Annotated in this window: 20 protein-coding genes and 1 tRNA gene; 4 read left to right on the forward strand and 17 right to left on the reverse strand. The window is 53.2% G+C overall.

The features are described from left to right. Position 1: 1 nt before the first annotated feature. The 13 genes from J2I48_RS07170 to J2I48_RS07230 all read right to left on the reverse strand — a co-directional run bounded on the left by J2I48_RS07170 (position 2) and on the right by J2I48_RS07230 (position 16,053). Entirely contained in the window at positions 2-532 is a 531-nt protein-coding gene (locus tag J2I48_RS07170; protein WP_207334722.1) for a DUF3341 domain-containing protein, read from the reverse strand. 12 nt (positions 533-544) lie between these two features. Then, positions 545-1,972 carry an NrfD/PsrC family molybdoenzyme membrane anchor subunit gene (gene nrfD, locus J2I48_RS07175; RefSeq protein ID WP_207334723.1) on the reverse strand — a complete coding sequence of 476 codons (1,428 nt, stop codon included), beginning with the start codon at positions 1,970-1,972 and terminating at the stop codon, positions 545-547. A 34-nt stretch (positions 1,973-2,006) separates the two neighbouring features. Beyond that, complete coding sequence (locus J2I48_RS07180) at positions 2,007-5,117, reverse strand: TAT-variant-translocated molybdopterin oxidoreductase (protein WP_207334832.1); 3,111 nt, start codon at positions 5,115-5,117, stop codon at positions 2,007-2,009. A gap of 46 nt (positions 5,118-5,163) precedes the next feature. Further along, positions 5,164-6,504 carry a c-type cytochrome gene (locus J2I48_RS07185; protein ID WP_229375891.1) on the reverse strand — a complete coding sequence of 447 codons (1,341 nt, stop codon included), beginning with the start codon at positions 6,502-6,504 and terminating at the stop codon, positions 5,164-5,166. A gap of 216 nt (positions 6,505-6,720) precedes the next feature. Further along, positions 6,721-6,791, reverse strand: a tRNA-Cys gene (locus tag J2I48_RS07190). A gap of 114 nt (positions 6,792-6,905) precedes the next feature. Next, positions 6,906-8,711, reverse strand: a complete 1,806-nt coding sequence (rpsA, locus tag J2I48_RS07195; RefSeq protein ID WP_207334724.1) for a 30S ribosomal protein S1 — start codon at positions 8,709-8,711, stop codon at positions 6,906-6,908. 195 nt (positions 8,712-8,906) lie between these two features. Further along, complete coding sequence (locus tag J2I48_RS07200; protein WP_207334725.1) at positions 8,907-9,425, reverse strand: HNH endonuclease; 519 nt, start codon at positions 9,423-9,425, stop codon at positions 8,907-8,909. Positions 9,426-9,525: 100 nt separating this feature from the next. After that, positions 9,526-9,993 carry an SsrA-binding protein SmpB gene (gene smpB / locus J2I48_RS07205; RefSeq protein WP_207334726.1) on the reverse strand — a complete coding sequence of 156 codons (468 nt, stop codon included), beginning with the start codon at positions 9,991-9,993 and terminating at the stop codon, positions 9,526-9,528. A 493-nt stretch (positions 9,994-10,486) separates the two neighbouring features. After that, the gene (locus tag J2I48_RS07210; protein ID WP_207334727.1) at positions 10,487-11,089 is read right to left on the reverse strand and encodes an OmpH/Skp family outer membrane protein; all 603 of its coding nucleotides are present in this window, start codon (positions 11,087-11,089) and stop codon (positions 10,487-10,489) included. A gap of 35 nt (positions 11,090-11,124) precedes the next feature. Continuing rightward, positions 11,125-11,484 (reverse strand): hypothetical protein, encoded by a 360-nt coding sequence (locus J2I48_RS07215; protein ID WP_207334728.1) that lies wholly within the window; start codon positions 11,482-11,484, stop codon positions 11,125-11,127. Positions 11,485-11,487: 3 nt separating this feature from the next. After that, positions 11,488-13,911, reverse strand: coding sequence for a penicillin acylase family protein (locus J2I48_RS07220; protein ID WP_207334729.1), 2,424 nt, complete (start codon positions 13,909-13,911; stop codon positions 11,488-11,490). 144 nt (positions 13,912-14,055) lie between these two features. Next, the gene (locus J2I48_RS07225; protein WP_207334730.1) at positions 14,056-15,189 is read right to left on the reverse strand and encodes a glycosyltransferase family protein; all 1,134 of its coding nucleotides are present in this window, start codon (positions 15,187-15,189) and stop codon (positions 14,056-14,058) included. Between the two features lie 3 nt (positions 15,190-15,192). Then, on the reverse strand, positions 15,193-16,053 hold the full coding sequence (locus tag J2I48_RS07230) for a UDP-2,3-diacylglucosamine diphosphatase (protein ID WP_207334731.1): 861 nt from the start codon (positions 16,051-16,053) through the stop codon (positions 15,193-15,195). 93 nt (positions 16,054-16,146) lie between these two features. On the opposite strand from J2I48_RS07230, the gene J2I48_RS07235 reads away from it, so the two are divergent. Then, positions 16,147-16,779 carry an acetyltransferase gene (locus tag J2I48_RS07235; protein WP_207334732.1) on the forward strand — a complete coding sequence of 211 codons (633 nt, stop codon included), beginning with the start codon at positions 16,147-16,149 and terminating at the stop codon, positions 16,777-16,779. 124 nt (positions 16,780-16,903) lie between these two features. Here the strand turns inward: J2I48_RS07235 and fcl are convergent, their stop codons facing one another. Next, positions 16,904-17,845, reverse strand: coding sequence for a GDP-L-fucose synthase (gene fcl / locus J2I48_RS07240; RefSeq protein ID WP_207334733.1), 942 nt, complete (start codon positions 17,843-17,845; stop codon positions 16,904-16,906). A gap of 152 nt (positions 17,846-17,997) precedes the next feature. Here fcl and J2I48_RS07245 point away from each other — a divergent pair, with 152 nt between their 5' ends. Beyond that, entirely contained in the window at positions 17,998-19,023 is a 1,026-nt protein-coding gene (locus J2I48_RS07245; protein WP_229375901.1) for a toxin-antitoxin system YwqK family antitoxin, read from the forward strand. Positions 19,024-19,256: 233 nt separating this feature from the next. Here J2I48_RS07245 and J2I48_RS07250 read toward each other — a convergent pair whose 3' ends face one another. The 3 genes from J2I48_RS07250 to J2I48_RS07260 form a co-directional block, all read right to left on the reverse strand. Next, on the reverse strand, positions 19,257-20,099 hold the full coding sequence (locus J2I48_RS07250; RefSeq protein ID WP_229375903.1) for a tetratricopeptide repeat protein: 843 nt from the start codon (positions 20,097-20,099) through the stop codon (positions 19,257-19,259). Between the two features lie 48 nt (positions 20,100-20,147). Beyond that, positions 20,148-21,581, reverse strand: coding sequence for a DEAD/DEAH box helicase (locus J2I48_RS07255; RefSeq protein WP_207334734.1), 1,434 nt, complete (start codon positions 21,579-21,581; stop codon positions 20,148-20,150). A 225-nt stretch (positions 21,582-21,806) separates the two neighbouring features. Next, entirely contained in the window at positions 21,807-22,664 is an 858-nt protein-coding gene (locus J2I48_RS07260; RefSeq protein WP_229375905.1) for a porin family protein, read from the reverse strand. A gap of 39 nt (positions 22,665-22,703) precedes the next feature. Here J2I48_RS07260 and J2I48_RS07265 point away from each other — a divergent pair, with 39 nt between their 5' ends. Both J2I48_RS07265 and J2I48_RS07270 read left to right on the forward strand, forming a co-directional pair. Continuing rightward, positions 22,704-23,711, forward strand: a complete 1,008-nt coding sequence (locus tag J2I48_RS07265; RefSeq protein WP_445451881.1) for a gliding motility protein GldB-related protein — start codon at positions 22,704-22,706, stop codon at positions 23,709-23,711. Between the two features lie 165 nt (positions 23,712-23,876). Beyond that, positions 23,877-25,691: an ABC transporter ATP-binding protein gene (locus tag J2I48_RS07270; RefSeq protein WP_207334735.1), complete on the forward strand. Its 1,815-nt coding sequence runs from the start codon at positions 23,877-23,879 to the stop codon at positions 25,689-25,691. Positions 25,692-25,830: the final 139 nt, after the last annotated feature.

Consider the following 25,830-nt stretch of genomic DNA (forward strand, 5'->3'; position numbering starts at 1 on the left):
CTTAAAACTGCTTTACGTTTACTTCTGCGGCTCCTGATCGTTTCAAAATAGACTCAATAGCCGTTTCCTGCAATGAGTTCTTTTCCAGATCAATGGCCATCGCAAACTTGTTATCCGTGGTCCGGAGGTCAAACATTAATGGTTTCACCGTGGGACCCATGTTGTTCGAAATGATGAACGTAGACACCATCCCAAGCGCAGTAAACAGCACTGTCAACTCAAACGTGATGGGTATGTAGATGGGGAAAGAGAATGAATCCTTACCACCAACGATCATAGGCCAATCGAACTTTTCGGTGTATGACATCAACAACAAAGCCGTGATACAACCAGTGAGGCCAAACATAAATGCTGCAATACCGAGGCGCGAACGAGGATGGCCCAATGCTACGTCAAGCCCGTGGATCGGGAATGGCGTATACACTTCGTGAATACGAACACCCGAATCACGTACTTCCCGTACCGCTTTGAGTACTACATCGTCGTCATCGAAAATGCCGACCAAAAATTTACTATTTACTGGCGTTGCCATATAGTCTAAAAATTAATCGACGTTTTTGTTAAACGTTGGGTTAGTTACACGCTCACCTTTAGCAACACCAGATACGGACTGTGGCAGTCGCTCTGACGACGACTTGATGATTGCTTTTACTTCGGCCATGTTTACCACAGGCAGGAATTTGGCAAACAACAGGAAGAGTGTAAAGAAGAGACCAAACGAGAAGATATAGTCACTGATGTCGAATAGTGTTGGGTGGAACATAGCCCAGCTCGAAGGCAGGTAGTCGCGGTGCAGCGACGTCACGATGATGACAAACCGCTCGAACCACATGCCAATGTTCACCACCACAGATAGCACGAATGTCCAAACAACAGAGGTCCGAATTGTCTTCGACCAGAACAGTTGTGGCGAGATAACATTGCAGGTCATCATTGCCCAGTAAGCCCACCAATATGGCCCAGATGCCCGGTTGATAAACGCGTAGCTTTCAAACTCGCTACCAGAGTACCAGGCAATGAAGAACTCGGTGATATAGGCTACACCCACAATAGAACCCGTGAGCGTGATGATCTTGTTCATCGACTCAATGTGCTCTGTGGTGATGTAATCTTCCAGTTTAAATACGACCCGGATAATCAGCATCAGGTTCTGCACCATAGCAAAACCCGAGAAAATAGCACCAGCTACGAAGTAAGGCGGAAAGATGGTAGTGTGCCAGCCGGGAATCACCGACGTAGCGAAGTCCATACTTACAATGGTGTGTACCGAGAGTACCAGAGGTGTAGAGATACCGGCCAAAATAAGGCTCATGTATTCGTACCGCGCCCATGTTTTGGCTGAACCGTTCCATCCTAGTGACAGCGCACCATAGATATACCGACTCACTTTAGAACGGGCACGGTCACGAATGGTGGCCAGGTCAGGCACCAGACCCATATACCAAAATACTAGCGATACAGTGAAATAGGTACTGATGGCGAATACGTCCCAGACCAGTGGCGACTTGAAGTTTACCCACAGTGAGCCAAACGTGTTTGGCAGGGGAAGCGCCCAATAGGCCATCCAGGGACGACCCATGTGCATAAAGATGAACATTGCCGCACAGACTACAGCGAAAATGGTCATGGCTTCGGCAGCCCGGTTCACTGAGGTCCGCCATTTCTGACGGAACAGCAGCAGGATAGCAGAGATCAGCGTACCAGCGTGACCAATACCTACCCACCATACGAAGTTAGTAATATCCCAGGCCCAGCCAACGGTTTTGTTTAAGCCCCAAACACCAAGACCTTCCCACCAGGTATAGAACACACAAGCAGAACCATAAACCAGCACCAAAGCAGAAATAGTAAACGCAATGGTCCACTCACGGGTGGGCTTGCCTTCTACCTGCCTGCAAACGTCTTCGGTAACGTCGGCATATGTCTTACCGCCAGATACCAGCGGTGTACGTACGGCTGAAGTGATATGCATTTTAGTTAATTTTAATCAGTTAGTACGTTGATACTTACGCGGCAGTTTCTTGAGTGCTTTCTTGCTTAGGACCTTCATCTTTGTTACGGATCTTGGTCAGATAAGCAATTTGTGGCCGTACGTTGATTTCCTCGAGTACGTGGAAAGCACGCTCGTTTAACTCGGTACTCAACACCTTCGAGATTGTGCTCTCTGGGTTATTCATATCACCAAAGATGATGGCATCCGTTGGGCAAGCCTGCGCACAAGCTGATTGAATCTCGTCTGGCAATGGCCGACGGCGTTCCTTCTTGGCTGTCAGCTTGCCTTCCTGAATACGCTGTACGCAGAATGAGCATTTTTCAATAACACCCCGCGACCGAACCGTAACGTCTGGGTTAATGACCATTTTGCCCAAATCGTTATTGAACTGATAGTCAAACTTGTCCTCATCATGGTATTTAAACCAATTGAAGCGGCGGACTTTGTATGGACAGTTGTTAGCGCAATAACGGGTACCAATACACCGGTTATAGGTCATTTGGTTCAATCCTTCTGTGCTATGGGTCGTTGCCAATACCGGGCAAACCGTTTCGCAAGGAGCGTTGCTACAATGCTGGCAAAGCATAGGCTGAAACGTGACCTCAGGATTGGCCGAAGCAACCTCCAACGCTTTGTACCCAGCGATAGCACCCATCTTTTCCGGTTCGGCATCGCTACTGTAATACCGGTCGATCCGCATCCAATGCATCTCGCGACGAGCAAGCACCTCATCACGACCAACTGTGGGCGTGTTATTCTCAGAGATACAACCTACTACACAGGCGCCACAGCCAATACATGAGTTCAGGTCAATAACCATACCCCATGAGTGGTTTGGCTTGCCATAGCCATGCCAGAGCGTAATGTCGGTGGCTGGAACCGGGCCTTTAGCCGTTTCCACTTTGGGTTCATAGCGACCCTCGCGCGGATTTTTCTGGTAACGAGCCAAAATACCTTCTTGGAGCACCGCCTTACGGCCCATCACTGTTTCGTGGGTCTGAGTCTGGGCAATTTCGTGACGACCGCTACGTTTAGCAACTGTAGCAACAGGTGCAGCCATCTGAACAAATCCGCCCGCCAATGTAGCCAGCGGGTACGCATTCTGACCAACGCCATCAGCGCAACGACCTGCTTTTGACCGACCATAACCAATAGCTACTGCCACGGTTTGATCTGCCTGACCAGGCTGAATCAGGATAGGTAATTCAATCGACTTACCAGCTACGTCAATGCTGACCAACTCATTTTGTTCAACGCCTAGGTCAGCAGCTGTTTTCTGCGATACGGCAGCGTAGTTATCCCAACAGGCCTTAGAGACCGGATCTGGGAACTCCTGTAGCCAGGGGTTATTAGCTTGCGAACCAGTACCGATACCCACTTTTTCGTACAGCGCCACTTCCATACCCGTGGTAGGCTTGTAGCGGGTGGCAATGGCAGCACCAGCAGCGGCTAGGTTACCAGCAAAAGTGGCAGCAACGGGAATAATTGCAATAGCAGGCTCGAAAACACCATCGTGTAAAGCCTTGATCCAGAAAGCGTCAAAGCTAACAAAACCAGTTGCTTTTGGATATTGGTTGGCTTTCCACTGACGCTTCACGTACTCCTGATAATCGTTTGGCAAACCCGCCCACGTTAGCAGGCTCGTCTGCATCTGACGGGTTTTGTAGATGTGCGTAATGGCTGGCTGCGTCAGGCTGTAGTGGCCCGTTATTGGCTCAGCATCGTTCCACGATTCCAGAAAGTGAGGCGCAGGCGTAATATATTTCGTTAATGAGCCAGTTTCATCGGCACGGTCGCCGAAGTAAACAGACAGAGGCACCTTCGCAAGAGCTTGTGCAATTTCGGCACCACGAGGATGGTCGTATACCGGGTTGGCAGCGAAGAACATAACGCCCTGTACCTGACCAGCCTTTAGCTCATTTACAAAGGCATTCATCTGCTGATCATTGCCCTGGCGGGTGTTGACCGCAACAGCTAGGTTAATAGTCGATGCATAGCTACCAAGGAGGCTGTTCAGGGCATTAACAACGACCTGCACGTTAGGATCATTCGATCCGGCTACTACCAGCGCCCGCCCACGTGAGGCGATCAGGTCCGCAGCGGCTTTGTCCAGATATTGAACCGTCACGGCTGGCGCACTGATAGGCGTGGCACCCAACTTAGCAGCTACCTTATTATACAAACTGGCAACAACCAGACCCTCCTGCGAAGGCTTATACGTACCACGGTAGTCAGCGTTAGAACCAGTCATTGATAGAATCGTCTCAAACTGGTAGTGACGCGACATTTGTTTGTTGCCCCCTCCTACTGCACCAATCTTACGCGTTTTAGCGTAATCTTTCATGTAGTTCAGCGGGGCAATCCAGGTACCCAAAAAGTCAGCACCAATGCTAACAATAGTTTTGGCCTTGCTGAAGTCATAAGTAGGTACAACCGCACGACCAAATGAGGCTTGGTTAGCCTGTACAATGCCCGATGCCGAATTGGCATCGTACATGACGTGCTTAACCGTAGGGTATTTTGTGGCAAAATCAGCGATCACCGCTTTCGTCGATGGGCTAATGATAGTAGACGTCACTAACCGGATGGCACCACCTTTTGCAGCAATGGCCGCTAATTGGCTCGTGATTTCTTTATCAACAGTTTCCCACTTGGCATCATTAGCCCCCTTCTTTGGTCCTTTCAGTTTGTCGATGTCATACAACGACAGCACAGCAGCCTGAACGCGGGCTGTTGTGCCACCCTTAGTAACACTCGACAGTGGGTTGCCCTCAATCTTGATGGGTCGACCTTCCCGCGTTTCTACCAGAATACTGGCATACTCACCACCATCTGTGTAGGTCGACGCGTAATAGTCTGAGATTGATGGAAACGTCCCCTCTGGCTTATTGAGGTATGGGATTGCTTTATGTACAGGGGTTTCGCAGGCGGCTAACGATACAGCAGCCATACCGAAACCAATTGTCTTCAAAAAATCGCGGCGGGGGGCATTTGAACCATCAAATATGCTTTGCAAATCGTTTGCCGAAGGTTCAACGAACTCCGACTGCGAATGCTTCACGAAGGTTGCGTCGTTACGCAGTTCCTCTACACCCTTCCAGTACCGCTTGGTTACTTGTTCCATATAGTCATTGTTCCAACCAGAAAACCCCTGTGGTTGGGCTGAGAGATTAATAGTGGCACTTTGAACATTCAAGACCGCCAATGTTGGCCACCTTCAATGGCTCCCTTGATTCTTTGCGGTGCAGGGCAACCAGCTTATCGTAATAAGCATTGTCTTTGGTATTCACCTCCGTCTTACGATGGCAGTCGATACACCAACCCATAGTCAATGATGAGCGCTGCTCAACAACCTCCATTTTCTGAATTTCACCGTGGCAGCTTTGGCATTGAACGTTACCCACATTTACGTGCTGAGCGTGGTTGAAATACGCCAGGTCGGGTAGGTTATGGACCCGAATCCACTCGATCGGTTGGTTGTTTTCAATGGCTGCGTAGATCTTCTGAATCTCTGGCGACTCTTTCTTGATGACGCCATGGCAGTTCATACAGATGTTGGCCGCCGGAATGGTGGCCGACTTGCCCTTGTTCACGCCTGTATGGCAGTAGTTACAATCGATCTTGTATTGACCGGCGTGTAGTTTGTGCGAATAGGCTATGGGTTGCTTTGGCGCGTAACCCTGCTGAATACCAATAGAATAAAGACCGTCGATAGACATCTTGGTAGCCACAAATAAGAACAGCCAAATAGCTACCGAACGAACTGTCGAGTTGCTGACGGTATTGGTCAATCCTTCACGCAGGCGCTGAACAAGCGGTACGGTTGGTGTCGTAGAATCCAGCCCTACGGCCTGTGGGCTAACGGCTTTCGACAGAATGTTGACGATGACAAACAAAACGCCCAGTACCAATAACATGACAACCAGCAGAGCCACCAACACAAGGGTGAATAGCTCTGATGGGCCAGATGAGGCGGCGGCTGTAGTAGTACCACCAGAGGCGGCACCACCTGCTGGAGTTGCAGCAACTGCTGCTTTTGGTGCACTCTCTGAATCGATGTAATCCAGAATACCATCAATATCTTTATCGGTCAGATTGGGAAACGAAGACATCTGCACCTTATTATATTGATTGTAAATCTTCACCGCGTAGGCATCTCCAGATGCAACCACAGCAGACGAGTTACGAATCCATTTATGGAGCCAGTCGGCACTAGGCGTGCGCTGACGAACGCCTTTCAAACCTGGTCCCACCAGCGCTACTTCGCTGGTATTGTGGCACTGTTGACAGTTATTGGTAAAGAGTTCTTTTCCCTTTGCCACGTCCCCTCCACCTCCGGCGGCGGGTGCTGCTGCGGCCACTGCTGGCCCGCCCCCACCTTGTGCTGCCGACGAGTCCTGCGCATTGACTTGACCTCCATTGACTAATAGAGTCGTCGCCAGAGCAAATGCTCCGCAAAACTTACCTAAACGGCTCATAACGAATGATTTATGATCTTGATTTACTTGCATGATGTGCCTCCGTAAAGCATTGGCCCACAAAAGTAAGCCACGATTGCCACAATACAAAAGCCGCTCCAAAGCTATTTCAAAGGGGTTTTTTGATTGGGCGTAAGCCTACTTAACTACTAAACTAAGCCGACCTCCAATAGGCTAAAAAGTTCACGGAATTTTATCAAAAAAAGAGCCGCCATCGCAAAAACACGATGGCGGCTTCGGAAAACGGTGAGGTTCCGAGCGGATTCGAACCGCTGTAGCAGCTTTTGCAGAGCTGAGCCTAGCCACTCGGCCACGGAACCTTATTTACTGATGTTGCAAAGGTACTCCTTTACCCGTTAAGGACAAAAGCGTTTCCCAACTTTATGCCAGGAAACGCTTTTGTACTGTACTCAATTACTAGACCAGCAGGCTGCTTAGTTACGGCCTTCCATCTGCTCTTTCAGCGCAGCCAGTGCGTCGAGATCGCCGAGGGTAGCGCCGCGCTGATCACCCTGCGCTGCCGAAGTAGCAGGAGCTTTGTCGGCCTTGGCGGCTTTGGGCTTTGCGTCTTTGTTGGCAGAAGCAGGCTCACTCTTCTCCTGCCAGGTGCGCGTGTGTGACAGCATGATCCGCTTGTCTTCCTTCGAGAACTCGGTCACGCGGAAGTCGAGCGACTCGCCGACTTCAGCGAACGACCCGTCTTCCTTAGCCAGGTTCCGCAGGGTGCAGAAGCCTTCGATACCGTAGGGCAGTTCCAGCGTGGCCATCTTGTCGTTTTTCGACAGAACGGTGCAGCGGTGAACCGAGCCTACGGTGAAGGTATCTTCAAACGTATCCCAGGGGTTTTCTTCGAGTTGCTTGTGACCCAGTGCCAAACGACGGTTGTCTACGTCCAGCTCAAGTACTACCACGTCGAGGTTCTCACCTGCTTTGGTGAAGTCTGATGGGTGCTTGATTTTCTTGGTCCATGACAGATCTGACACGTGTACCAGACCGTCGATGCCCTCTTCCAGTTCGAGGAACAGGCCGAAGTTGGTCAGGTTACGCACAATACCCGTGTGGCGGCTGCCAACGGCATATTTGGTGGTCAGGTCTGGGCGCGTCCAGGGGTCAGCCGAGAGTTGCTTAATGCCCAACGACATTTTCCGGTCTTGCCGGTCGAGCGTAAGTACGACAGCTTCTACTTCGTCGCCCACTTTCAGAAATTCCTGTGGGTTACGCAGGTGCTGCGACCATGACATTTCCGACACGTGGATCAGGCCTTCTACACCCGGCATAATTTCGAGGAAGGCACCGTAATCGGCAACGTTCACGATGCGGCCTTTCACTTTTGAACCAACCTGAATGTCTTCGGTGAGGGCATCCCACGGGTGAGCCTGAAGTTGCTTCATGCCCAGTGAAATACGCTTCTTCTCTTCGTCGAAATCCAGCACCACCACGTTCACACGCTGATCGAGGTTGAGGACTTCCGATGGGTGGCTGATACGGCCCCACGAGATATCGGTAATGTGCAGCAGACCATCTACACCACCCAGATCGATAAATACACCGAAGTTGGTCATGTTTTTGATCACGCCTTCTAGTACCTGACCTTTTTCGAGGTTGTTAAGGATTTGGGCGCGTTGTGCTTCCAGATCTTTTTCGATCAGGACTTTGTGCGAAACCACCACGTTATCATTGGCGTAGTTGATTTTCACCACTTTCACTTCCATCTTCTTGCCAACGTAGATGTCGAAGTCACGAATGGGCTTCACATCAATCTGCGAACCAGGCAGGAAGGCTTCAACGCCATAGATGTCAACGATCAGACCGCCTTTGGTGCGGCGCTTCACAAAGCCGTCGATCACCAGATCATCATCGAGGGCTTTCTGAATATTTTTCCAGGCAGTGATTACTTTGGCTTTCTTACGCGACAGCACCAGTTGCCCGTTGGGGTCTTCCTGATTCTCTACGTATACGTCAACCTGATCGCCAACTTTCAGGTCAGGCAGATCCCGGAATTCGGATGAGGGCACCAAGCCGTCCGATTTAAAGCCGATGTTGAGGAGGATTTCACGGTCTGTAATCCCTACAACCGTTCCTAGCACTACATCTTTCTCATTTACCTCGGTCAGTGTACCGTCGTACATCTGCTCTAGGCTCTCCCGCTCAGCGGCGGAGTAGCCGCTACCGAACCCTTTGTTGTCTGCCCGATCCCAATCAAATTCGGGCAAGTTTGCAGTCTGCTGCGATTTGCTCATAAAATGGTTTTACCTGACCCACTCATACATCCACCTGCCGGGTCGTGACAAATAGACTTTAGTTTAAAATTAGATGGGCCTTAATCAGCCCTGTTTGTCATTTACCTTCTCTTTTACGAAAAGGACTGCAAAGATAGTGATTACATGACAAAAAAAAGCCCGGCGTTTCGGCCGGACTTCTGTGTTACTTGTGTATTAATCGTAAATGCGTTCTCGCTTCGATGTTAAGAAAGGCATCCAGCTATCGTCAAGTACGCCAGAGAATTCTCGGAGGAAGACAATGAACGATGGCTTAAAGGGCTTGTGCCGCATTTTCATGTTGGCCTCCTCCGGGGTGAAATCGCCTTTTCGCGAGTTGCATCGTTTGCAGGCGGTAATCAGATTATCCCAGTTAGTCTTGCCACCGCGCGATTTGGGCATTACGTGGTCCAGGGTCAGTTCATCGGAGGTGCCGCAGTACTGGCAATGATGCCCGTCGCGTTTGAAGATATTCTGCCGGGTGAGCATAACGCCTTTGTAGGGCAGATGAACGTAACGATGTAGCCGGATAACCGTTGGCATTGGATACTCTTTGTCGATTGTCCGAAGGGCGAGTGCTTCGGCTTCGGCCACCAGTTCTGCTTTACTAAGGTAAACCAGCAAAAATGCTTTAGGAACAGAACAAATGCTCAGCGCACTGTAATCTTGATTTAAGACTAATACTTTCCTGCCCATATAGTGGTTGTAGGTCCTCTGTTTGGTAGCAATTTACTCACTTTTCAACATTTCTACAACCATGTTTGCCGGGCCGGAAAGACAACCTTATCAGGCGGCTTTAGTCCTCGTACTGACCGCGTTGCATGTTTCGGGTAGCATCGCGTTCCTTGATGCTATCGCGCTTGTCATACAGCTTCTTACCCTTCGCCAGCGCAATGTCGATTTTGGCAAATCCACGCGGGTTGGTATACAGGCGAATGGGCACGATGGTTAGCCCCTGATCTTTCAAATTTTCGATTAAACGCCGCAGTTCACGTTTGGTGAGCAGCAATTTCCGGTCACGCAGGGGGTCGTGGTTATTGTAAGTGCCTTCTGTATACGTGGAAATGCTCATTTGGCGGATGAACAGTTCGGTACCTAGAAACAGGCAATAGGCATCCTGCAAGTTTACCTTGCCCTGCCGGATGGACTTTATCTCCGTACCCGTCAAAACCAAACCGGCTGTGAAGGTATCGACAAACGAATATTCAAACGAAGCACGACGATTACGAATATCGACTTGCTTAACAATAGAGACTGAGGCCATACTGAAAAAAGGGAAATGGGTAATTAGGGGACCGCCCCCCTTGGGGTAGCAGGACAACGTTAAACTGGCTGTATAAACGAAAACCCCGGTCGGTGGACCAGGGTTCGGGAAGTTAATCAATAAACAGACTATTCGATTAGAGAGTCGCCTAACTGGCCAACGTTTCATAAGCAAACTTGCGCTTACTTATGGCATTGAAGCCACAGCCTCAGGACCCAATACGGCATTGACCAGTCAGAGCGATGTATACAAGACGAAGCGGAGATTTTCACTCCTCTTGCCTTGTGAGGCATCTAAGAATGGGCAAAAACAATGCCTAACCGTGCCATGCGGGGCGGATGCACAGGAAAATCGTTAAAAAAAGATCATTCCGGTGAGCAAAGCAGGTTTTTAGTTACTGCTTAAACTAATACGCACACTTCTACAAAAAACGTGCCAACAAAAAAGTCAGCTCATCTATAGGCTGACTTCTTAGCAAACGAGTTTGGCACGATTATTTCTTGGTCGCCGCAGCCTGTTTTTCTTTGTAGGCTTTGTTCAACCCATCAATGATGCGTTTGGTAGCGTCGTTGCCGCCGTCGGCATACAGGATACTGCCGCCTTTCTGGTACCCCAACACAAACTCATACTTGTTTTGGGCGTTCTCTTTTTTGAGGTAATCAAAAATCTGGTTGTACAGCGCCTCTTCTTCTTTCGCTTTTTCAACAGCCAGCCCCTGTGCGGCGCGTTCGCGGTAGGCCATCAGGTCCTGCTGTTTCTTTTGCAACGAAGCCTCGGTAGCCCGGCCCTGTTCCATGGTCATGGTTTGGGCACGTTGCTGGAAGAAGGCAGCTTCGTTTTGCAACGACCGGGCGCGGTTTTGCAGGTCGTTCTGCAATTGAAATTCTTTGCTCTCCAGCACTTTGCGGGTGTCTTTGAAATACTCATAATTCGTCACCAGCGAATCGACGTTCACATAGACCACTTTGCGGCCTTCCACTACAGTGGGGGTGACTTTGGTGGGAGTGGCGGGGGTGGCACTTTTGAAATGGAGGTAGTACAGTACGGCAACAGCGATGGCCAGGACGGCGTTGATCGCCAGGGATGCATTCTTCACGAGAAACTTGGTTATTGATTGATTTTAGGACAAAGCTACGACTTTACGGCTACGGTCGGCATGAGCGCCTGCCGGGTGAAGTAACCCGCCATTCCGGCCAAGCCTGCCACCAGCCCACCCACCAAGGGGGTGATTACCAGCAAAAAGACAGGGTTGGCGGGCAGTTTCAGCACCTCGCTAATGCGGCTGGTGAGTACGCCATCGGTCTGAACGTGTTGCAGCAACGCATAACCAAACCAGACCAGCGCCACCCCCACAAAGCTGTATGGAAACGCCCGGCCACTGCTCTGTGGCCGACCAAAACAAAACGCAAAAGCCACGAGCGCCATGCTCCACCAGGGCAACACCAGTTGGGCCACTGCGCTGAGCAGGGCAATTAATAGAATCGAGATCATGGGTTAGTTTAGTTTCCAGCGCACGTAGGTACCGGGCGCTTTGGGTGAAGTGAGGTATTGTAGTTTGGTAAACTGGCCTCTACGCCACGTTTCCAGCATATTCAGGTAATAGTGGCTGCCCGGATTGCCCGACTGACCACCCGGCACAGCGGCATAGCCCGTGGGCATTGGTCCCAGCTCAACCACTAACCGCCACGACGGGCCCGTACGGCTGGTGATGGCGTTGACTACAGTGGCCCCTCCCCCAACCTGCACGTTCAGCGCACTAAGGGCATCGAGACGGGCCAGGTGGCTGATTTTGGTGGCTTTGGTAGTAGCCCATTGCCAGCCTGTGCCCTGCGGCCCATGACGTTTGGTGAGCGTATCGACGGTGGCGCGGAAACTCTGTGTTACAATGTCGGCCACGGTTTCCTTGGCGGGCGTGCGTACGTCATCGAACCAGCGGGCGGTGGGGGCTTCTTCCAGCATACGGATGGTGCGGTCGGCGCTGGGTTTGCGGAGTGGCAGTGAATCAGAATCGGGCAGTTCATCACCCCAAAGCGCGTCCATAAACCGCTTTTCCCACTCCACAAAAATGGTTGGTCCCAACTCGGCGGTGGTCTGGTTATAACTCCATTGTTGCAGGGTGGTCAGCGCCTGCTTTTGCGCGGCCGAAAGGCTCCCCGACTGTACGTGGCTAAGCAGTTTCGGCAGTAGTTCGGCAGCCCGTATATTATAGGTATCGGATTGCAGGTTTCGGATGCTGTCGGCGGTGGCGTGTTGCATAGCCGTGAGTCGCTGATTGATGCGCGACCCACGCTCATGGGGAGCAAACTGCCAGTTGAGGTAGTACGGGTACGTGGGGTCGGTTGAGGACTGGTTGGCCGAACTGACAAACCCACGGGGCGGATTTTTCACGTGCGGATTCTGGTCGGCGGGAATGTAAGCCCGCCAGTCGTCATCGGGGTTGGTGCCGTCGAGCAGGAACTTGCCTTGAAGCTTCTTTTTCAACGGAAAACGGCCATTGGGCGCAATGGCGATATCTTTGTTTACGTCGGCAAAGACAAAATTCTGCGCCGGAGCACCATAATAGGTCAGGGCTTCGCGGTAGTCGGCGTGGTTCTTGGCGCGGTTTAGCAGGTAGAAGCACTTCAGTTCATTGGCCGGGTCGTGGGCTACCCACCGCACGGCATAACCCACGGGGAAATTTTTGGCGAATGACTTCTGCCCCGGCTCGTACATCACCGGTCCATGGTGGGTGTACAAGACTGTATCGATTAGATCGGGCTTGCCTTTGATCTTGACCACCTCAATACGGCGGGTTACGGGCTTCCACTTGTTGTCGTGCCAGTATTCGCGGCGGGTATTGTCTTTGAACTTGATCTTATAGAAATCGAGCACGTCAGACCCCACGTTGGTTTCACCCCAGGCAATGTGCTGGTTGAACCCGCCGATGATCCCCGGCGAACCGGGCATGGAGGCACCCATCACGTTGAGCGTGGGAGTGTGCAACTGAATCAGGTACCAGATAGAGGGCAGGCTGAGGTTCAGGTGCGGGTCGTTGGCCAGGATAGGGTAGCCCGTGGCCGATTTGGTAGCCGCCACGGCCCAGTTGTTCGACCCAATGGCCGGATCGTGACGGGGCCAGTTGAGGGCGAACCCATTCTTTCCCGGCACCGGATTCTGCGGCGATTTGATGTAATAGACCGGCAGGAAATCCCACTTGGTACCCGGCGGAATGATGGGATCTTCGTGGCGGGGGTAGTTGGGAAACAGGTCATTGGTGACCTCCGGGCCGTATTTCGCCAGAATATTGGTCATGGCCACGTCGTCGGCACCCAGAGCCAATACGCCCGACATGTATTTCAGAAAATAGGCGCACTTAAGTGGCGTCCATGGTTCGGGGGCGTAGCCTAACAGCTTGTATTCCAGCGGGTACTGGGCGGGTTTAAGCCCGTTGATGTAGGCATTGACCCCCGCCGAATAGGCCTCCAGCGACTCCCGCGTGACAGAATCTTCCATCATGAATTTAACCGACTGCTCAGCGGCGAAGCCCATGCCGAGACGGCGATTGTAGCGGTCAAGCTCCGTGGCGCGGTCGCCCACAATCTCGGCTACGCGGCCGGCGGCGGCGTGGGTTTGGAACTCCATCTGCCAAAGCCGGTCGCGGGCCGTGAGGTACCCCTGCGCGAAGTAGGCGTCGTGGTCGTTTTGGGCAAATACGTGGGGAATGTGCAGGCTGTCGAACAGCACCTCGACGGGTTGCTGCGTACCGCCAATGGTCAGGTCCTGTGCCTGAAGCTGATCGGGCTTTTCGGCGTTTTGCCAAAAACCGGTGAACGGACTAATGAAGGAACCAAGGGCGGGAACAACACCCCAGCTTCGGTTTAAGGCGTAAATGAGGGCTACGGCTAGTATAGTAGTTACCAGTGCTTTAAGTATGCGCATGAAGCAGACGTTTAGGAAGCCTCGAAATTGCGCAAAACTTATAACAGTTTACAGTTTTCTGTTTACTGTCTTCTGTTGGCTGGCGCGTCTATACACTTGCGCCAGCCAACAGAAGACAGTAAACAGAAAACTGTAAACTCCCTTCTACGCCGTTTGCACGCGTCCTGCCCGGCGCGACGATTTGCTGGAGGTGGGGGTGGCAGCGCGGTGGAGGGCAGCCAGAAACATACCACCCACCCGGCTGTGCCATTGATGGAAATTGGTTTGAACGGCGGGGCTGTAGGTGGGCAGGTGGTTCAGGAAGCCGTCTAGGTCGAACGATTCGGCGGCGAGGCCCGCCCCGGCACGTTGGCCGTCTTGGGCATTACAGGCCTGTTCGTAGTGGTTGGGTTGCGGCATCATTAGCACGGGTTTACCCAGGTACATAGCCTCGCAGACGGACTCAAAACCCGCTGTGGTTACCACCGCCGAACAACGCGCCATGTCGGTCAGGTAGCGTTGGCCATCCAGCTTGCACTCTGTAAACGCCTCATCTACAACCTGTTCTGCATTAGCAGCGCCAGCATGATAGTACCGAATAGCCTGGTTTGGGTGCTGTTTGTGCGCCGCCAACACCTGCGACCGGAGGCCTGGCTGCGTGGTATAGGCCAGAAAAAAAGGCTCGGTAGTTGGCTTTAGCTTGCCCAGTTCCTGCCGAAGCAACGGCGGCACCACGCGCAACCGGCGGTCGGGTGCATCGGGTTGCTGATCGAACGAGAGGCCGAGCACTTCTGATGAGCCAATGGCATTCATCCGCACCAGGGCCAGAAAGCTGAGTTTATCGGCCCGTTTTTTGGCGGGAAACGGGAAGTCGGGGTGCAGGGCCATGAACTGATGGGCCACGCTGACCACCGGGGCCTGAGGCCGATAGAAGGCATACGTCAGCCCGCAAAGCAGTTCAAAAAAATTGACCACCACGTCGGGCTGATGGGTTTCGATAGCCTCGTTTAGCTGACGCATGCTTTGCCGGAAGGTGCCGATTTTTCCCAGGCTCTGCCAAACCGTAGCCCCCACATTGAGGCGGTTGGTGTTGGGGCAGTAGACCATGGCGGGCGTGGTAATCGTGGTGTGTGGTGCCGGAAACTGTTCGGCAAAAAACGCGGGAATGGGCCTGCCGGGCGCGAGGCCCACCACTGCCGTGGCCACCGTATGCCCCGCCGCCTGCACGATCTGCGCCAGCGAAATAGCCTGCGTCAAATGGCCGCGTCCTTCGCCCTGAATCACAAATAAGAAGCGCATAGCCTATTTCGTTGAGGTGAACAGATCGGTTAAAATTGTTTGCTGAATGGGCTGATCGGCTGGTATAAACACATCGTCGTCAGCACTATTCAACTCATTATCAGGCCCTTCCGAAGCCATATCGTCTGAGTAATAGAGCAGATGCCAGCCGCCTTTGTGGTCTTCTACCAGCGCACTCATTGACTCAACCCAGTCGCCGGAGTTCATGTAGGCGATGCCGTCGATATCGCGGATGGCGGGTTGGTGGATATGGCCGCAGATGATGCCGTCGCAACCGCGGGCGCGAGCTAGTTCGGTGAGTTTCTCTTCAAAATCAGAGATATAGCTCACCGCCGTTTTGATCCGCTGCTTTACCACTTGCGACAGCGAATAGTAGCTCAGCCCCCGCCAGGCCCGGTATTGGTTATAGAACTTGTTTACCCAAAGCAAGAACGTGTAGCCAATGTCGCCGAGGTGGGCTAGCCACTTCATGTGCGACGTAATGGAATCGAACACATCGCCGTGGGTGACGTAGAAGGTCTTTTTGCCCGATTTGAGCAGGTATTCGCGCTGAATGGCGAAGTTCTTGCCCACTTGAAGGGGTAGCACCTGATCCAGAAAATCATCGTGGTTGCCGCGCAGGTAGATGACTTTGGTATCGTGGTGAACGATTTGCTTTAAAACGACCTTAAAAAAGGCGGTGTGCTTTTTTTTCCAGACCCCCTGTTGGCGCAATTGCCAGCCGTCGATGATGTCTCCGTTGAGAATAAGCTTCTGGCAGGAGTGGTATTTGAGGAAGTCAGTGGCCTCTTTGGCGCGCGAACCTGCCGTTCCCAGATGAAGGTCCGAAAGGACAATGGTTCTGAACAGCGTTGCCTGTTTCATAACCCAAAGGTGCAGTCTACGTATGATGTAGAGTTTATGCACTGATTACTAAATCAAGACGATACAATCATCAATATTGCCTACTTATTAAGCATGGAGAACCCAGTAATGATTTTTGGTGCCGGTAGCTTGGGGCTAACCGCCTTAGATATTTTTCAACGGAATGAGGTGGTCGTCTACGGTTTTCTGGACGACAACAAAGCCCTGCACGGCCAGGAATTTGGCGACGTGAGCGTATTGGGCGATACCGACGACGATGGATTTCTAAAGATTATTGGCCCCAAAACAGAGGCCTGCATTGCCATTAGCGATGGCCGGGTGCGGAAACAGTTGGTGAAGCTGCTCAACGAACGCCGCAAAACGCAGCCCGTCAACGCCATTCACGACACGGCAGTGGTGTCGAAATTGGCCACCATTGGCCACGGCAACCTGATTGCGGCACGGGCCGTCATCAACCCAATGGCTACCGTGGGCCAGCATTGCCTGATTTTGACCGGAGCCATTGTTGACTCCCGCGCCACCCTCGCCGACTTTGTGCAACTAGGGCCGGGAGCCATCATCAACAGCGGGGTACAGATAGAAGAAAGTGCCTATATCGGCGCGGGGGCTGTGTTGGTATCGGGTATCACCGTCGGCAAAGGTGCCCGCATTGGGGCCGGTTCGGTAGTCGTAGAAAACGTGCCTGCTAACAGCACGGTATTCGGCAATCCGGCGAAGGGAATCTAACAAACCTATAAACGGTCCGCCGCTGCGGGTCGAAAAAGACCTTATAGGTTGCACTACAGCAGTTGAGCCGATGCAACCTATAAGGTCTTTTTCGACCCGCAGCGGCGGACCGTTTATAGGTTTGTTAAACCGCGTAAACTTCCTCGTTTTGGAGGAAATCCTGGTAGGTGTGTTCCAGGCCCTCGCGGAGTTCGATGCGGTGTTTCCAGCCCATCGCGTGCAGTTTCGACACATCCATCAGCTTACGGGGGGTGCCGTCGGGCTTGTCGGTGTTCCAGACCAGATCGCCCTGGAAGCCAACGACGTCTTTCACCAGTTCGGCCAGTTCCTTGATGGTTACGTCTTCGCCGGTGCCCACGTTCACAAACTGTTCACCGTCGTAGTTATTCATCAGGTAAATGCAGGCCTCGGCCAGGTCATCAGCGTGGAGGAACTCACGCATGGGTGAGCCGGTGCCCCAGATTTCTACCGTGGGTTGGTTGTTGACCTTTGCCTCGTGAAACTTCCGGATCAGGGCGGGCAACACGTGCGACCCTTGCAGGTTATAATTGTCGTTGGGGCCGTAGAGGTTGGTGGGCATCACCGAAATATAGTTGTCGCCATATTGGCTCCGGTAGGCTTCGCAGAGCTTGATACCCGCAATTTTGGCAATGGCATACGGCTCGTTAGTGGACTCCAGTAAGCCACTGAGCAGGTATTCTTCCTTCAATGGCTGCGGGGCCATTTTCGGGTAAATGCACGACGACCCCAGGAAAAGCAGCTTCTTCACCCCGCTCTGGTGAGCACTGTGGATGATGTTGGCTTCGATGACCAAGTTTTCGTACAAAAATTCGGCACGGTAGATGTTGTTGGCCAGGATACCACCCACTTTGGCAGCGGCCAGAAACACGTAATCCGGCTTTTCCTGAGCAAAGAAATCGGCCACCGCCGCCTGATTGCGCAGGTCCAGCTCCGACGACGTGCGGGCCACGATGTTGGTGTAGCCAATGGCTTTCAAATGGCGAACCAGCGCGGAACCGACCATTCCGCGGTGTCCGGCAACATAGATTTTAGCGTCTTTTTCCACTGTGTTGACAGGAACAGCCGCCACCCCGTTGGGCCGACCGTTCGTTTGTATACTTTTCAGACTTTACAAGCGTTGCAAAACTAACAAAGTTCGTCCGTCTGTCTGTCCCGCCTACTCATTGGTTGGTTGTGCAGTCACTCTTTTATCTACCTATGCGTTCGCTATTGCTTGTCTGTTTTTTGCTATCTGCTGGTCTTCAGACCTTGGCCCAGACGGCTCCCTCTGCCCTTACCACGGCGGCGGGGCCTCCCGTGGCTATTCCAAAAAAGCAGAAGGGCAGTTTTCTGAAAAAAGTAGCCGAGCAGGCCGGTGTACCCTCGGCAGTGGCCAGCAATCCCCTCTCAACCACATCATACGGCCTGCCTGGCAGCCTACCCAAAGCCGATTCATTGAAGGGTATGATGAGCGATATGCTGGGGTCGAGCATTCCTGACCTGGGCCTGAAAATCAAGTCGTTCGTCAAGAAAAGCGATAAGCGGGGCAAGAAAAAGGAGTCTAAGACAGACTACAAAGGCCTGTCTATGATTAAACAGTATACCAAAATTGGCAGCGGCGACCGGGCCATTGTGGAGGAATTTCACGTGCTGAAAACCTGGCAGGACCCCAGCCCCTACGTGCGCGAGGTGTGGTCGTACAGTGCCAAAGAAGGCCGGATTAAGCCCATGCCGAAAGACATGTCGGGGGTTTATTTGCTGCACGGCCCCTACAAACGCTACCAAAACGGCGAGCTAATGGAGGAAGGCTACTACTTCGCCGGTACGCGTGACGGCCGCTGGGAAAAGTACGATGCCAAGTTTATGCTAATCGACAAGACGCACTACCACCGTGGCTTCCCCGCCGATTCGCGCATTGTCTATTACGATTCCACGCACACCAAGATTAAAGAGGTCTTTCCGTATGTCTACGGCAAGCTAACGGGCACCTACGTGGCGTTTCACCCCAATGGGCAAATTGCCGAAGAAGGCAAATACGATAATGGTGTGAAAGTTGGCCGCTGGACCGAGTGGTATCCTATTAAAACAAACCGCTTCCGCAAGCGCGTGACCCAGTACGCCGCCGACCGCTGGGACGAAGCCGCCGAACCCATTGTACTCTCAGAGTGGGACGAGCGCGGCAAAAAAACCTTCGACCGACCCAAGGAAAAAGCAGAAGCGACAGAGGAGGAAGAGGGGCAGTAATTAGTCATTTCGCTGCTCTGTCATTGGTCATTAGGTCGTTGCTTGGCTGACTTCGAGCTGTAAGTTGCTGACACGCGGCCCCTCGACTGCGCTCGGGGTGACAGGCAGTTAGATTCAGGTTCTTGAATTGATTCAAGGTGGTTGTCACCCCGAGCGCAGTCGAGGGGCCACGCGTCAGCAACTTACAGCCCGAAGCCGACCAGCTATCAATGGCCGCACAGCATAATGACCAATCACTTAAACAACCCAACCGGGTCAGGTTGTTTCAGGAGCAGTTCGTGGATGTAATCCAGATCGACTGAGGAGATGTTGGTGGTGTAGGCTTTGTGGACGTAGAGCCAGGCATCGCCGTAGTTGGCTTCGAGGTAATTGGCCAACGAGAGTTTCATGTAGGCCGTGGCGTGGTCGGGGCGGAGGAAGATGGCTTTGGCCAGGTGCTCACGGGCATCTACCATACTGGCGGTGTCCTGCTTAGCCTGATACTGCTCCAGCTCTACCGTGGCCAGGTCGGTTAACAAAACGGCATTGGTATCGGCCAGGCTGGCACCGCGCTTCAGCATCTTGATGGCCGTTCCTAACTGGTTGCGCTGGTAAGAAACCACCCCTAGTCCCCAAAACGCATCGGCGTTTTTATCGTCGAGCAGGTTGGCCAGGTTGAATCGATAGGCGGCGGTATCTAGCTGTGCTTCAGCCACATACTCCCAACCACGGGCCGCAAAAAACTGGCTGGCTTCGGTGCGGTTGGTGAAATTCTGGTCGCAATCGTTCAGGAACCGGATCTCCTCTTCAATCTGCGACGGCGACTTTGACCGTTCACCGAAGAGGGGCAAAATCTTGCTATCAATAACGCGCTCCGGGGCTTTTTCAACAACATCAGCGGTTGGGGCCACCTCTTTCGGAGTCACCGCCTTTGGATTGGTAGCCGCCTTGGCTGCCCGCGACGCCGACACCATCACGGGAGTCTGTGCCTGCCCAACCGCCAGTACCGGCAACAACAACAGGCTCCACACCAACGGGTGCGGCGTGAGCAGGATGCGTGGAGTAACGTAGCGTGAAAGGGGGCCGTTGTTATGCATAGTTATCGTAAAAACGACGGGGCATCCAAGTTAGTACATTGCGGGCAATTACCGTTTGCTCGAACCCCGTTTACCCGTGTTTTTGGGTCCTGAGCCTGAGCGGGTTGCTGGCTTTCGACCCGGATTGGCGGGCTTCTTTTTTAATCCGCTGGCCGCTGCTGCCGCCTGCCCCGCCCGGCTGTGTCGCGCTGCGCCACCCAGGCGTTCCTGTTTGGCACGAGCCGCCGCCTTCGGGTCTTTCTTTTCGTGGAAAGCACCCTTGAACGTAGGGTCATCTTTGCGGCGTTGCTCATCTATTTCGCGCAGCATATCCTGCTGCTCCTCTTTCGGCGTTTCCACCTGCTCAACCTCCCGCGGAATAGGCAGGCGGTTGATCTTTTGCCGGATGATGCCCTCAATCTTGTCGATGTGGTACGCCTCAGCGATGGTCACAAACGTGATGGCCTCGCCCGCGTGATTCGCCCGACCGGTGCGGCCAATGCGGTGTACGTAGTCTTCGTAGATGATGGGCACGTCGAAATTAATCACGTGCGACACCTCAGCCACGTCGATACCCCGCGCGGCCACGTCAGTAGCAACCAACACCCGGATGTTGCCTTCCTTAAATGCCTCCATCGAATTGATGCGCGTGTTCTGGCCTTTGTTGGCGTGAATTACCCGGATGTTCCTGTCATCCACCACTTTACGTGCCAAAAATTTATAGATATTCTCGGCGGTCTGTTTTGTGCGGGTGAACACAATCACGCGCTGGGCGTCTTCCCGCGTAACGAGGTGGGCCAGCAGGTTGATCTTCGTGCGGAAGTTGGGCACCTCATAAATCGCCTGATCCACCATTTCGGCAGTCATGTTCTGCGGCGTTACCTCAATGCGGATGGGCGCTTCCAGAAACTCCGCCGAAAACCGTTCTACCTTATCGGGGAACGTGGCCGAGAAGAGCAGGTTCTGCCGTTTGCGGGGAATAACCTCCAAAATAGCCCGAATCTGGGGCATGAATCCCATATCGAGCATTTTGTCGGCCTCATCCAGGATCATGGTTTTGAGGTCTTTGGTCACGATCTCGCCTGCCCGGTAGAGGTCATTAAACCGGCCCGGCGTGGCTACAATGATGTCGACGCCCTCCTGTAACCGGGCTATCTGCGCCTTCGGACCCAGGCCACCATATACGGCCACGTGCCGGATGTCGGTATGCACAGCAAACTGCGCAATGGCTTTGTCTATCTGCATGGCCAGTTCGCGCGTGGGGGCCAAAATAAGGGCGCGGGGGTTGGTGCCCTGCGCGTATTTCACTTTCATCAGCAGGGGCAACACATACGCCGCCGTCTTGCCCGTACCCGTTTGGGCAATACCCAGCACGTCATGATTGCCCAGCACCACTGGAATGGCCTTTTCCTGAATGGGTGTCGGCTCAGTGTACCCCGCCTCGGCCACCGCGTTGAGTAACTGCCGGTTCAGCGCAAAGGCTTCAAAGGTTTTTTCTTCCATACCGCAAAGGTAGGCAGGGAGTTTTCAGTTTAGAGTTTTGAGTTGCTTCGCGCTTTAGCGTAGCCCGGACGCGGGACCACCCCCGCCCTAAAGGGTGCCTGCTGGCGCACTAATACGCCTTTGGCAGTTTACTCATGCGCCAGCAGGCACCCTTTAGGGCGGGGGTGGTCCCGCGTCCGGGCTACGCTAAAGCGCGAAGCAAACTCAAAACTCTAAACTGAAAACTTAAAACTTAAACCCCAACTCCAGCGCTACGGTGTTATTCCGTGACTCCAGCTCATTGGCACGCATCACGTTGATGAGGCCGCGCTGGTAGCTGAGGCCTACGTTGACGGCGTTGACGTTGTTGATCTTATACTGCATACCGGCACCCAGCAACACGCCGAAGTCCATAAGCCCGTATTGCCGCTGGTAGCTGCCGCCCGCATTGGCGAACTTATATAGGGCGTTGGTGGTAGGGTCGAGGGCTTTTTCGGCCAGCTTAACGTCGAGCAGGCCACCGCACTGAATGTAGCCGCGCAGGTCGGGGCCAATGTTGTTGGCGTACATTTTCACCGTCAGCGGAATCTGGAGATACTGCAAATTATACACCGACTCGCCCACGGGGGCACCCGGCTTAAACCGGTCCTGCCCAAAAGAACCCGGAATAATGAACGACGACCGTTTGATGGTGTACCATAGCCCCGAACTGAAAGCGTAGCGGTCTTTGAAGAAAAAATAATCGAGTGATGGTCCCACGCTCATACGCACACCTACGCCATTGGTCTGAAACTGACTGTACGACCCCGTACCGTCGGCCGAGTTGAACCCAAAGCCGGGAGCCACCCGAAAACTCATCTCGATCAGGTGCGCCGGGCGTTCATAGTCGGGCAATTGGTCTTCGGTATAGCCGTTACTTCCCTGGCGGCGGGCATCGCTTTCGCGCTTGTAGTCGCGCAGGGTTTGTTTAGCCGCTTTAGCGCTGCCTTTGGGGTAATAAACGGCCGGTTTTCGAGCTTGTGCGCACCCTACCTGGCCAGTACCGATCAGCAGGCATATCGTCGCCACAGTAGCCAGCCAACCCATTGCTGCAACTTTTTTCATAATTTTGTACGTTTTCAAGATAGCAAAAGAGCCATCCGTATGGGAGTTAGGGAACGCTTGGGCCAGTTGACCAACGGATTGGTAATTGGCGCAGGCTTTATAGGTAGCGTACTGTTTACTTCTTGTACCAAAACCGAGCCAGTCTCTGTTGAGCGACTTGAGGAAGGCCTTTTCGCAGCACAGTCTCCTGCTCAAATGAGGCAGTTTTTGGCTAGTCATTCCGGTACCGCTCAATTGTACTTTAACGCGAATGACCCCGCTTCTGATACAGCCCTGATCGCAGAATTGACCAACCGGGTCAACAACCCCGAACTGCGGGCACTTTATGCGCAAACGAAAGCCGAATTTGGCGACGCTGCTGCGCTGAAAGCGGGTCTTGCCCAAGCGTTTACCAACATTCAGAAAGACTTTCCCAGCTTCAGACCACCCCGAGTAGCCACCATTGCAACTGGCTTTATGGGACCTGATTTGCTGGTGACCGACAGCCTGATCGTTATAGCACTCGACTATTTCGCTGGACCTAAAGCCAAATATCGGCCTATCGGTCCTGAATTTCCGCAATATGTGCTTCGGCGCTACCAGCAGGCCTACATCGTGCCTACCGTTGTGCGCATGATTTCGGACCGTTTCAACGCCACCGACCCCGCCGACCAAACTCTTCTGGCCGACATGATCCACAGCGGCAAGGGCCTGTTGTTTACCCGCACCATCCTGCCCGAAACACCCGACAGCCTGATCATTGGTTATTCAGACCGGCAACTGACCCAAACGTTTAATTCACAGGACCAGGTTTGGGCACATTTCATCGACAATCAATTACTGTACAATACAAGCGGCGAAATAAAGCAGCGGTATATGGAAGAACGACCCTTCACCGCCGAAATCGGCACAGCCTGTCCGGGACGGATCGGGCAGTGGCTCGGCTGGCGAATCGTGTCGTACTACCAAACCCGCCAGAAGGCTTCGCTGTCCGACATTATGCAGCTTAAAAACGCACAGACAATCTTCCAACAGTCTGGTTATAAAGGGCAGAAGGAGGAAGAATAGTCATTTCGCCTGCGTAACCCCCCGCCCTGAAGGGGGCCTGCTGGCGCGTTCACAACACCTACATATATTTTGATATTGCGCCAGCAGGCCCCCTTCAGGGCGGGGGGTTACGCAGGCGAAAGCAATTGACTAAAGTTACAGTGCGTCTTTCACGCACACCAGACGATGGCACAACGAAGACGAAATTTTGGGGAAGAGACGCCCGAAGAAGATAAAAAGAAGCTGAGCGGGCAGGCATTGCGCCGGGCGTCGCGGCTGTTTGGGTTTGTGAAACCCTATTGGGCATATTATGCCGTTGGCTTTGTGTTCTTGGGACTGTCAACGGCCACTACGCTCAGCTTTAGTTTGATAATCAGGGAAGTAACAAACGTGCTAGATGGCAAATCGCCGTACAGCCTGAATCAGATCATTGCCTTTTTTGTGGCGGTGCTGGCTGGGCAGGCGGTGTTTTCATTCTTCCGCATCTACTATTTCGCGCAGGTCAGCGAACGCTCCATGGCCGATATCCGGCGGGCGGTGTATGACAAGATGGTATCCCTGCCGATTACTTTTTTCGAGCAGCGGCGCGTGGGTGAACTCACCAGCCGGCTGTCGTCGGACGTGACGCAGTTGCAGGATGTGCTGTCAATTACGCTGGCTGAGTTTTTCCGGCAGATTGCCACACTCATTTTTGGTACGGCGGCTATTTTGTATTTGTCCTGGAAGCTCACCCTGTTTATGCTGGCTACGTTTCCGCTGCTGATTGTGTCAGCCATGTTTTTCGGGCGATTCATTCGCAAGCTCTCGAAACAGGCGCAGGACGAGCTGGCCAACGCCAGCGTGGTGGTGGAAGAAACCTTGCAGGCCATTAACGTGGTGAAGGCCTTTACCAACGAACGCTACGAAAGCAACCGCTATGCTAACGCTCTAAGCCGAATGGTGAGTATTGCCCTCAGAACAGCTACCTACCGGGGGGCCTTTGTGTCGTTTGTGATTACGGCCCTGTTTGGCTCTATCGTGGGCGTATTGTGGTACGGCGGCAACCTGGTGTTGCAGCACGAAATGAACCTCGCCGACCTTATCACCTTCCTGTTTTTGATGGCCTTCATTGGCGGGTCGGTGGCGGGCATGGGCGATATGTATGCGCAGATTCAGCGCACGCTGGGTGCCTCGGAGCGGATTCTGGATATCCTGGAAGAAACCCCCGAAGTGCAGCTTGACCAGGCCCCCGCAGCGCTTGCCGCCCCCATCGAGGGCGACATTGTCTTCGACGACGTGCATTTCTCGTACCCCACCCGGCCTGATATTGAAGTGCTGAAAGGTGTTTCGCTGCGGGTAAAATCGGGGCAGAAAATTGCGCTGGTGGGTCAAAGCGGCGCGGGCAAATCGACTATCGTGCAACTGCTGATGCGGTACTACCCACTGGCCGAGGGGCAGATTACGGTAGATGACCGGGCTATTTCGAGCTACGATATCACCAACCTGCGGCAGCACATAGCCATTGTCCCTCAGGAGGTTATGCTGTTTGGCGGCACTATTGAAGAGAACATTCGCTATGGTAAACCCGACGCCACCGCTGAAGAAATCAACGAAGCCGCCCGCCGCGCCAACGCCCTAGAGTTTATCAACTCGTTTCCCGAAGGCCTCGGCACGGTGGTGGGCGAACGCGGTGTGAAACTGTCGGGTGGTCAGCGGCAGCGCATCGCCATTGCGCGGGCTATCCTGAAAGACCCCGCCATCCTGATTTTGGACGAAGCCACCTCGTCGCTCGATGCCGAATCGGAACGGCTGGTACAGGAAGCACTGGATGAGCTGATGCAAAACCGCACCACGCTCATCATTGCCCACCGCCTCGCCACCATCCGGCAGGTAGACCAGATATACGTCCTCCGCGACGGCCAAATCGCCGAGCAAGGTACCCACGACGAACTAGCCACCCGCGAAGCCGGCCTCTACGCAAACCTAGTTAAATTGCAGTTTGAGATGCAGGAGAAAGGATAAGGTTGCTTCGCGCGTTGTGGCTTCGCACTACGTGCCCGGACGCGGGACCGCCTTCGACAAGCTCAGGGTGACAACAACCTTGAGGCAACTCAAGGGCACATATAAAGTTCCCTGTCACCCTGTGAGCTTGTCGAAGGCG

This window comes from Fibrella aquatilis (assembly GCF_017353255.1).
GTDB classification, from domain to species: domain Bacteria; phylum Bacteroidota; class Bacteroidia; order Cytophagales; family Spirosomataceae; genus Fibrella; species Fibrella aquatilis.

What these genes read in the sequence shown, in the direction of transcription:
- J2I48_RS07250 (WP_229375903.1), bottom strand. Translation starts at nt 20,099, where the DNA reads ATGCATAACAACGGCCCCCTTTCACGCTACGTTACTCCACGCATCCTG.
- smpB (WP_207334726.1), bottom strand. Translation starts at nt 9,993, where the DNA reads ATGGCCTCAGTCTCTATTGTTAAGCAAGTCGATATTCGTAATCGTCGT.
- rpsA (WP_207334724.1), bottom strand. Translation starts at nt 8,711, where the DNA reads ATGAGCAAATCGCAGCAGACTGCAAACTTGCCCGAATTTGATTGGGAT.
- J2I48_RS07215 (WP_207334728.1), bottom strand. Translation starts at nt 11,484, where the DNA reads ATGATCTCGATTCTATTAATTGCCCTGCTCAGCGCAGTGGCCCAACTG.
- J2I48_RS07255 (WP_207334734.1), bottom strand. Translation starts at nt 21,581, where the DNA reads ATGGAAGAAAAAACCTTTGAAGCCTTTGCGCTGAACCGGCAGTTACTC.
- J2I48_RS07230 (WP_207334731.1), bottom strand. Translation starts at nt 16,053, where the DNA reads ATGAAACAGGCAACGCTGTTCAGAACCATTGTCCTTTCGGACCTTCAT.
- nrfD (WP_207334723.1), bottom strand. Translation starts at nt 1,972, where the DNA reads ATGCATATCACTTCAGCCGTACGTACACCGCTGGTATCTGGCGGTAAG.
- J2I48_RS07200 (WP_207334725.1), bottom strand. Translation starts at nt 9,425, where the DNA reads ATGGGCAGGAAAGTATTAGTCTTAAATCAAGATTACAGTGCGCTGAGC.
- J2I48_RS07220 (WP_207334729.1), bottom strand. Translation starts at nt 13,911, where the DNA reads ATGCGCATACTTAAAGCACTGGTAACTACTATACTAGCCGTAGCCCTC.
- J2I48_RS07245 (WP_229375901.1), top strand. Translation starts at nt 17,998, where the DNA reads ATGCGTTCGCTATTGCTTGTCTGTTTTTTGCTATCTGCTGGTCTTCAG.
- J2I48_RS07170 (WP_207334722.1), bottom strand. Translation starts at nt 532, where the DNA reads ATGGCAACGCCAGTAAATAGTAAATTTTTGGTCGGCATTTTCGATGAC.
- J2I48_RS07185 (WP_229375891.1), bottom strand. Translation starts at nt 6,504, where the DNA reads ATGCAAGTAAATCAAGATCATAAATCATTCGTTATGAGCCGTTTAGGT.
- J2I48_RS07180 (WP_207334832.1), bottom strand. Translation starts at nt 5,117, where the DNA reads ATGGAACAAGTAACCAAGCGGTACTGGAAGGGTGTAGAGGAACTGCGT.
- J2I48_RS07265 (WP_445451881.1), top strand. Translation starts at nt 22,704, where the DNA reads ATGGGAGTTAGGGAACGCTTGGGCCAGTTGACCAACGGATTGGTAATT.
- J2I48_RS07260 (WP_229375905.1), bottom strand. Translation starts at nt 22,664, where the DNA reads ATGAAAAAAGTTGCAGCAATGGGTTGGCTGGCTACTGTGGCGACGATA.
- J2I48_RS07270 (WP_207334735.1), top strand. Translation starts at nt 23,877, where the DNA reads ATGGCACAACGAAGACGAAATTTTGGGGAAGAGACGCCCGAAGAAGAT.
- J2I48_RS07225 (WP_207334730.1), bottom strand. Translation starts at nt 15,189, where the DNA reads ATGCGCTTCTTATTTGTGATTCAGGGCGAAGGACGCGGCCATTTGACG.
- J2I48_RS07235 (WP_207334732.1), top strand. Translation starts at nt 16,147, where the DNA reads ATGGAGAACCCAGTAATGATTTTTGGTGCCGGTAGCTTGGGGCTAACC.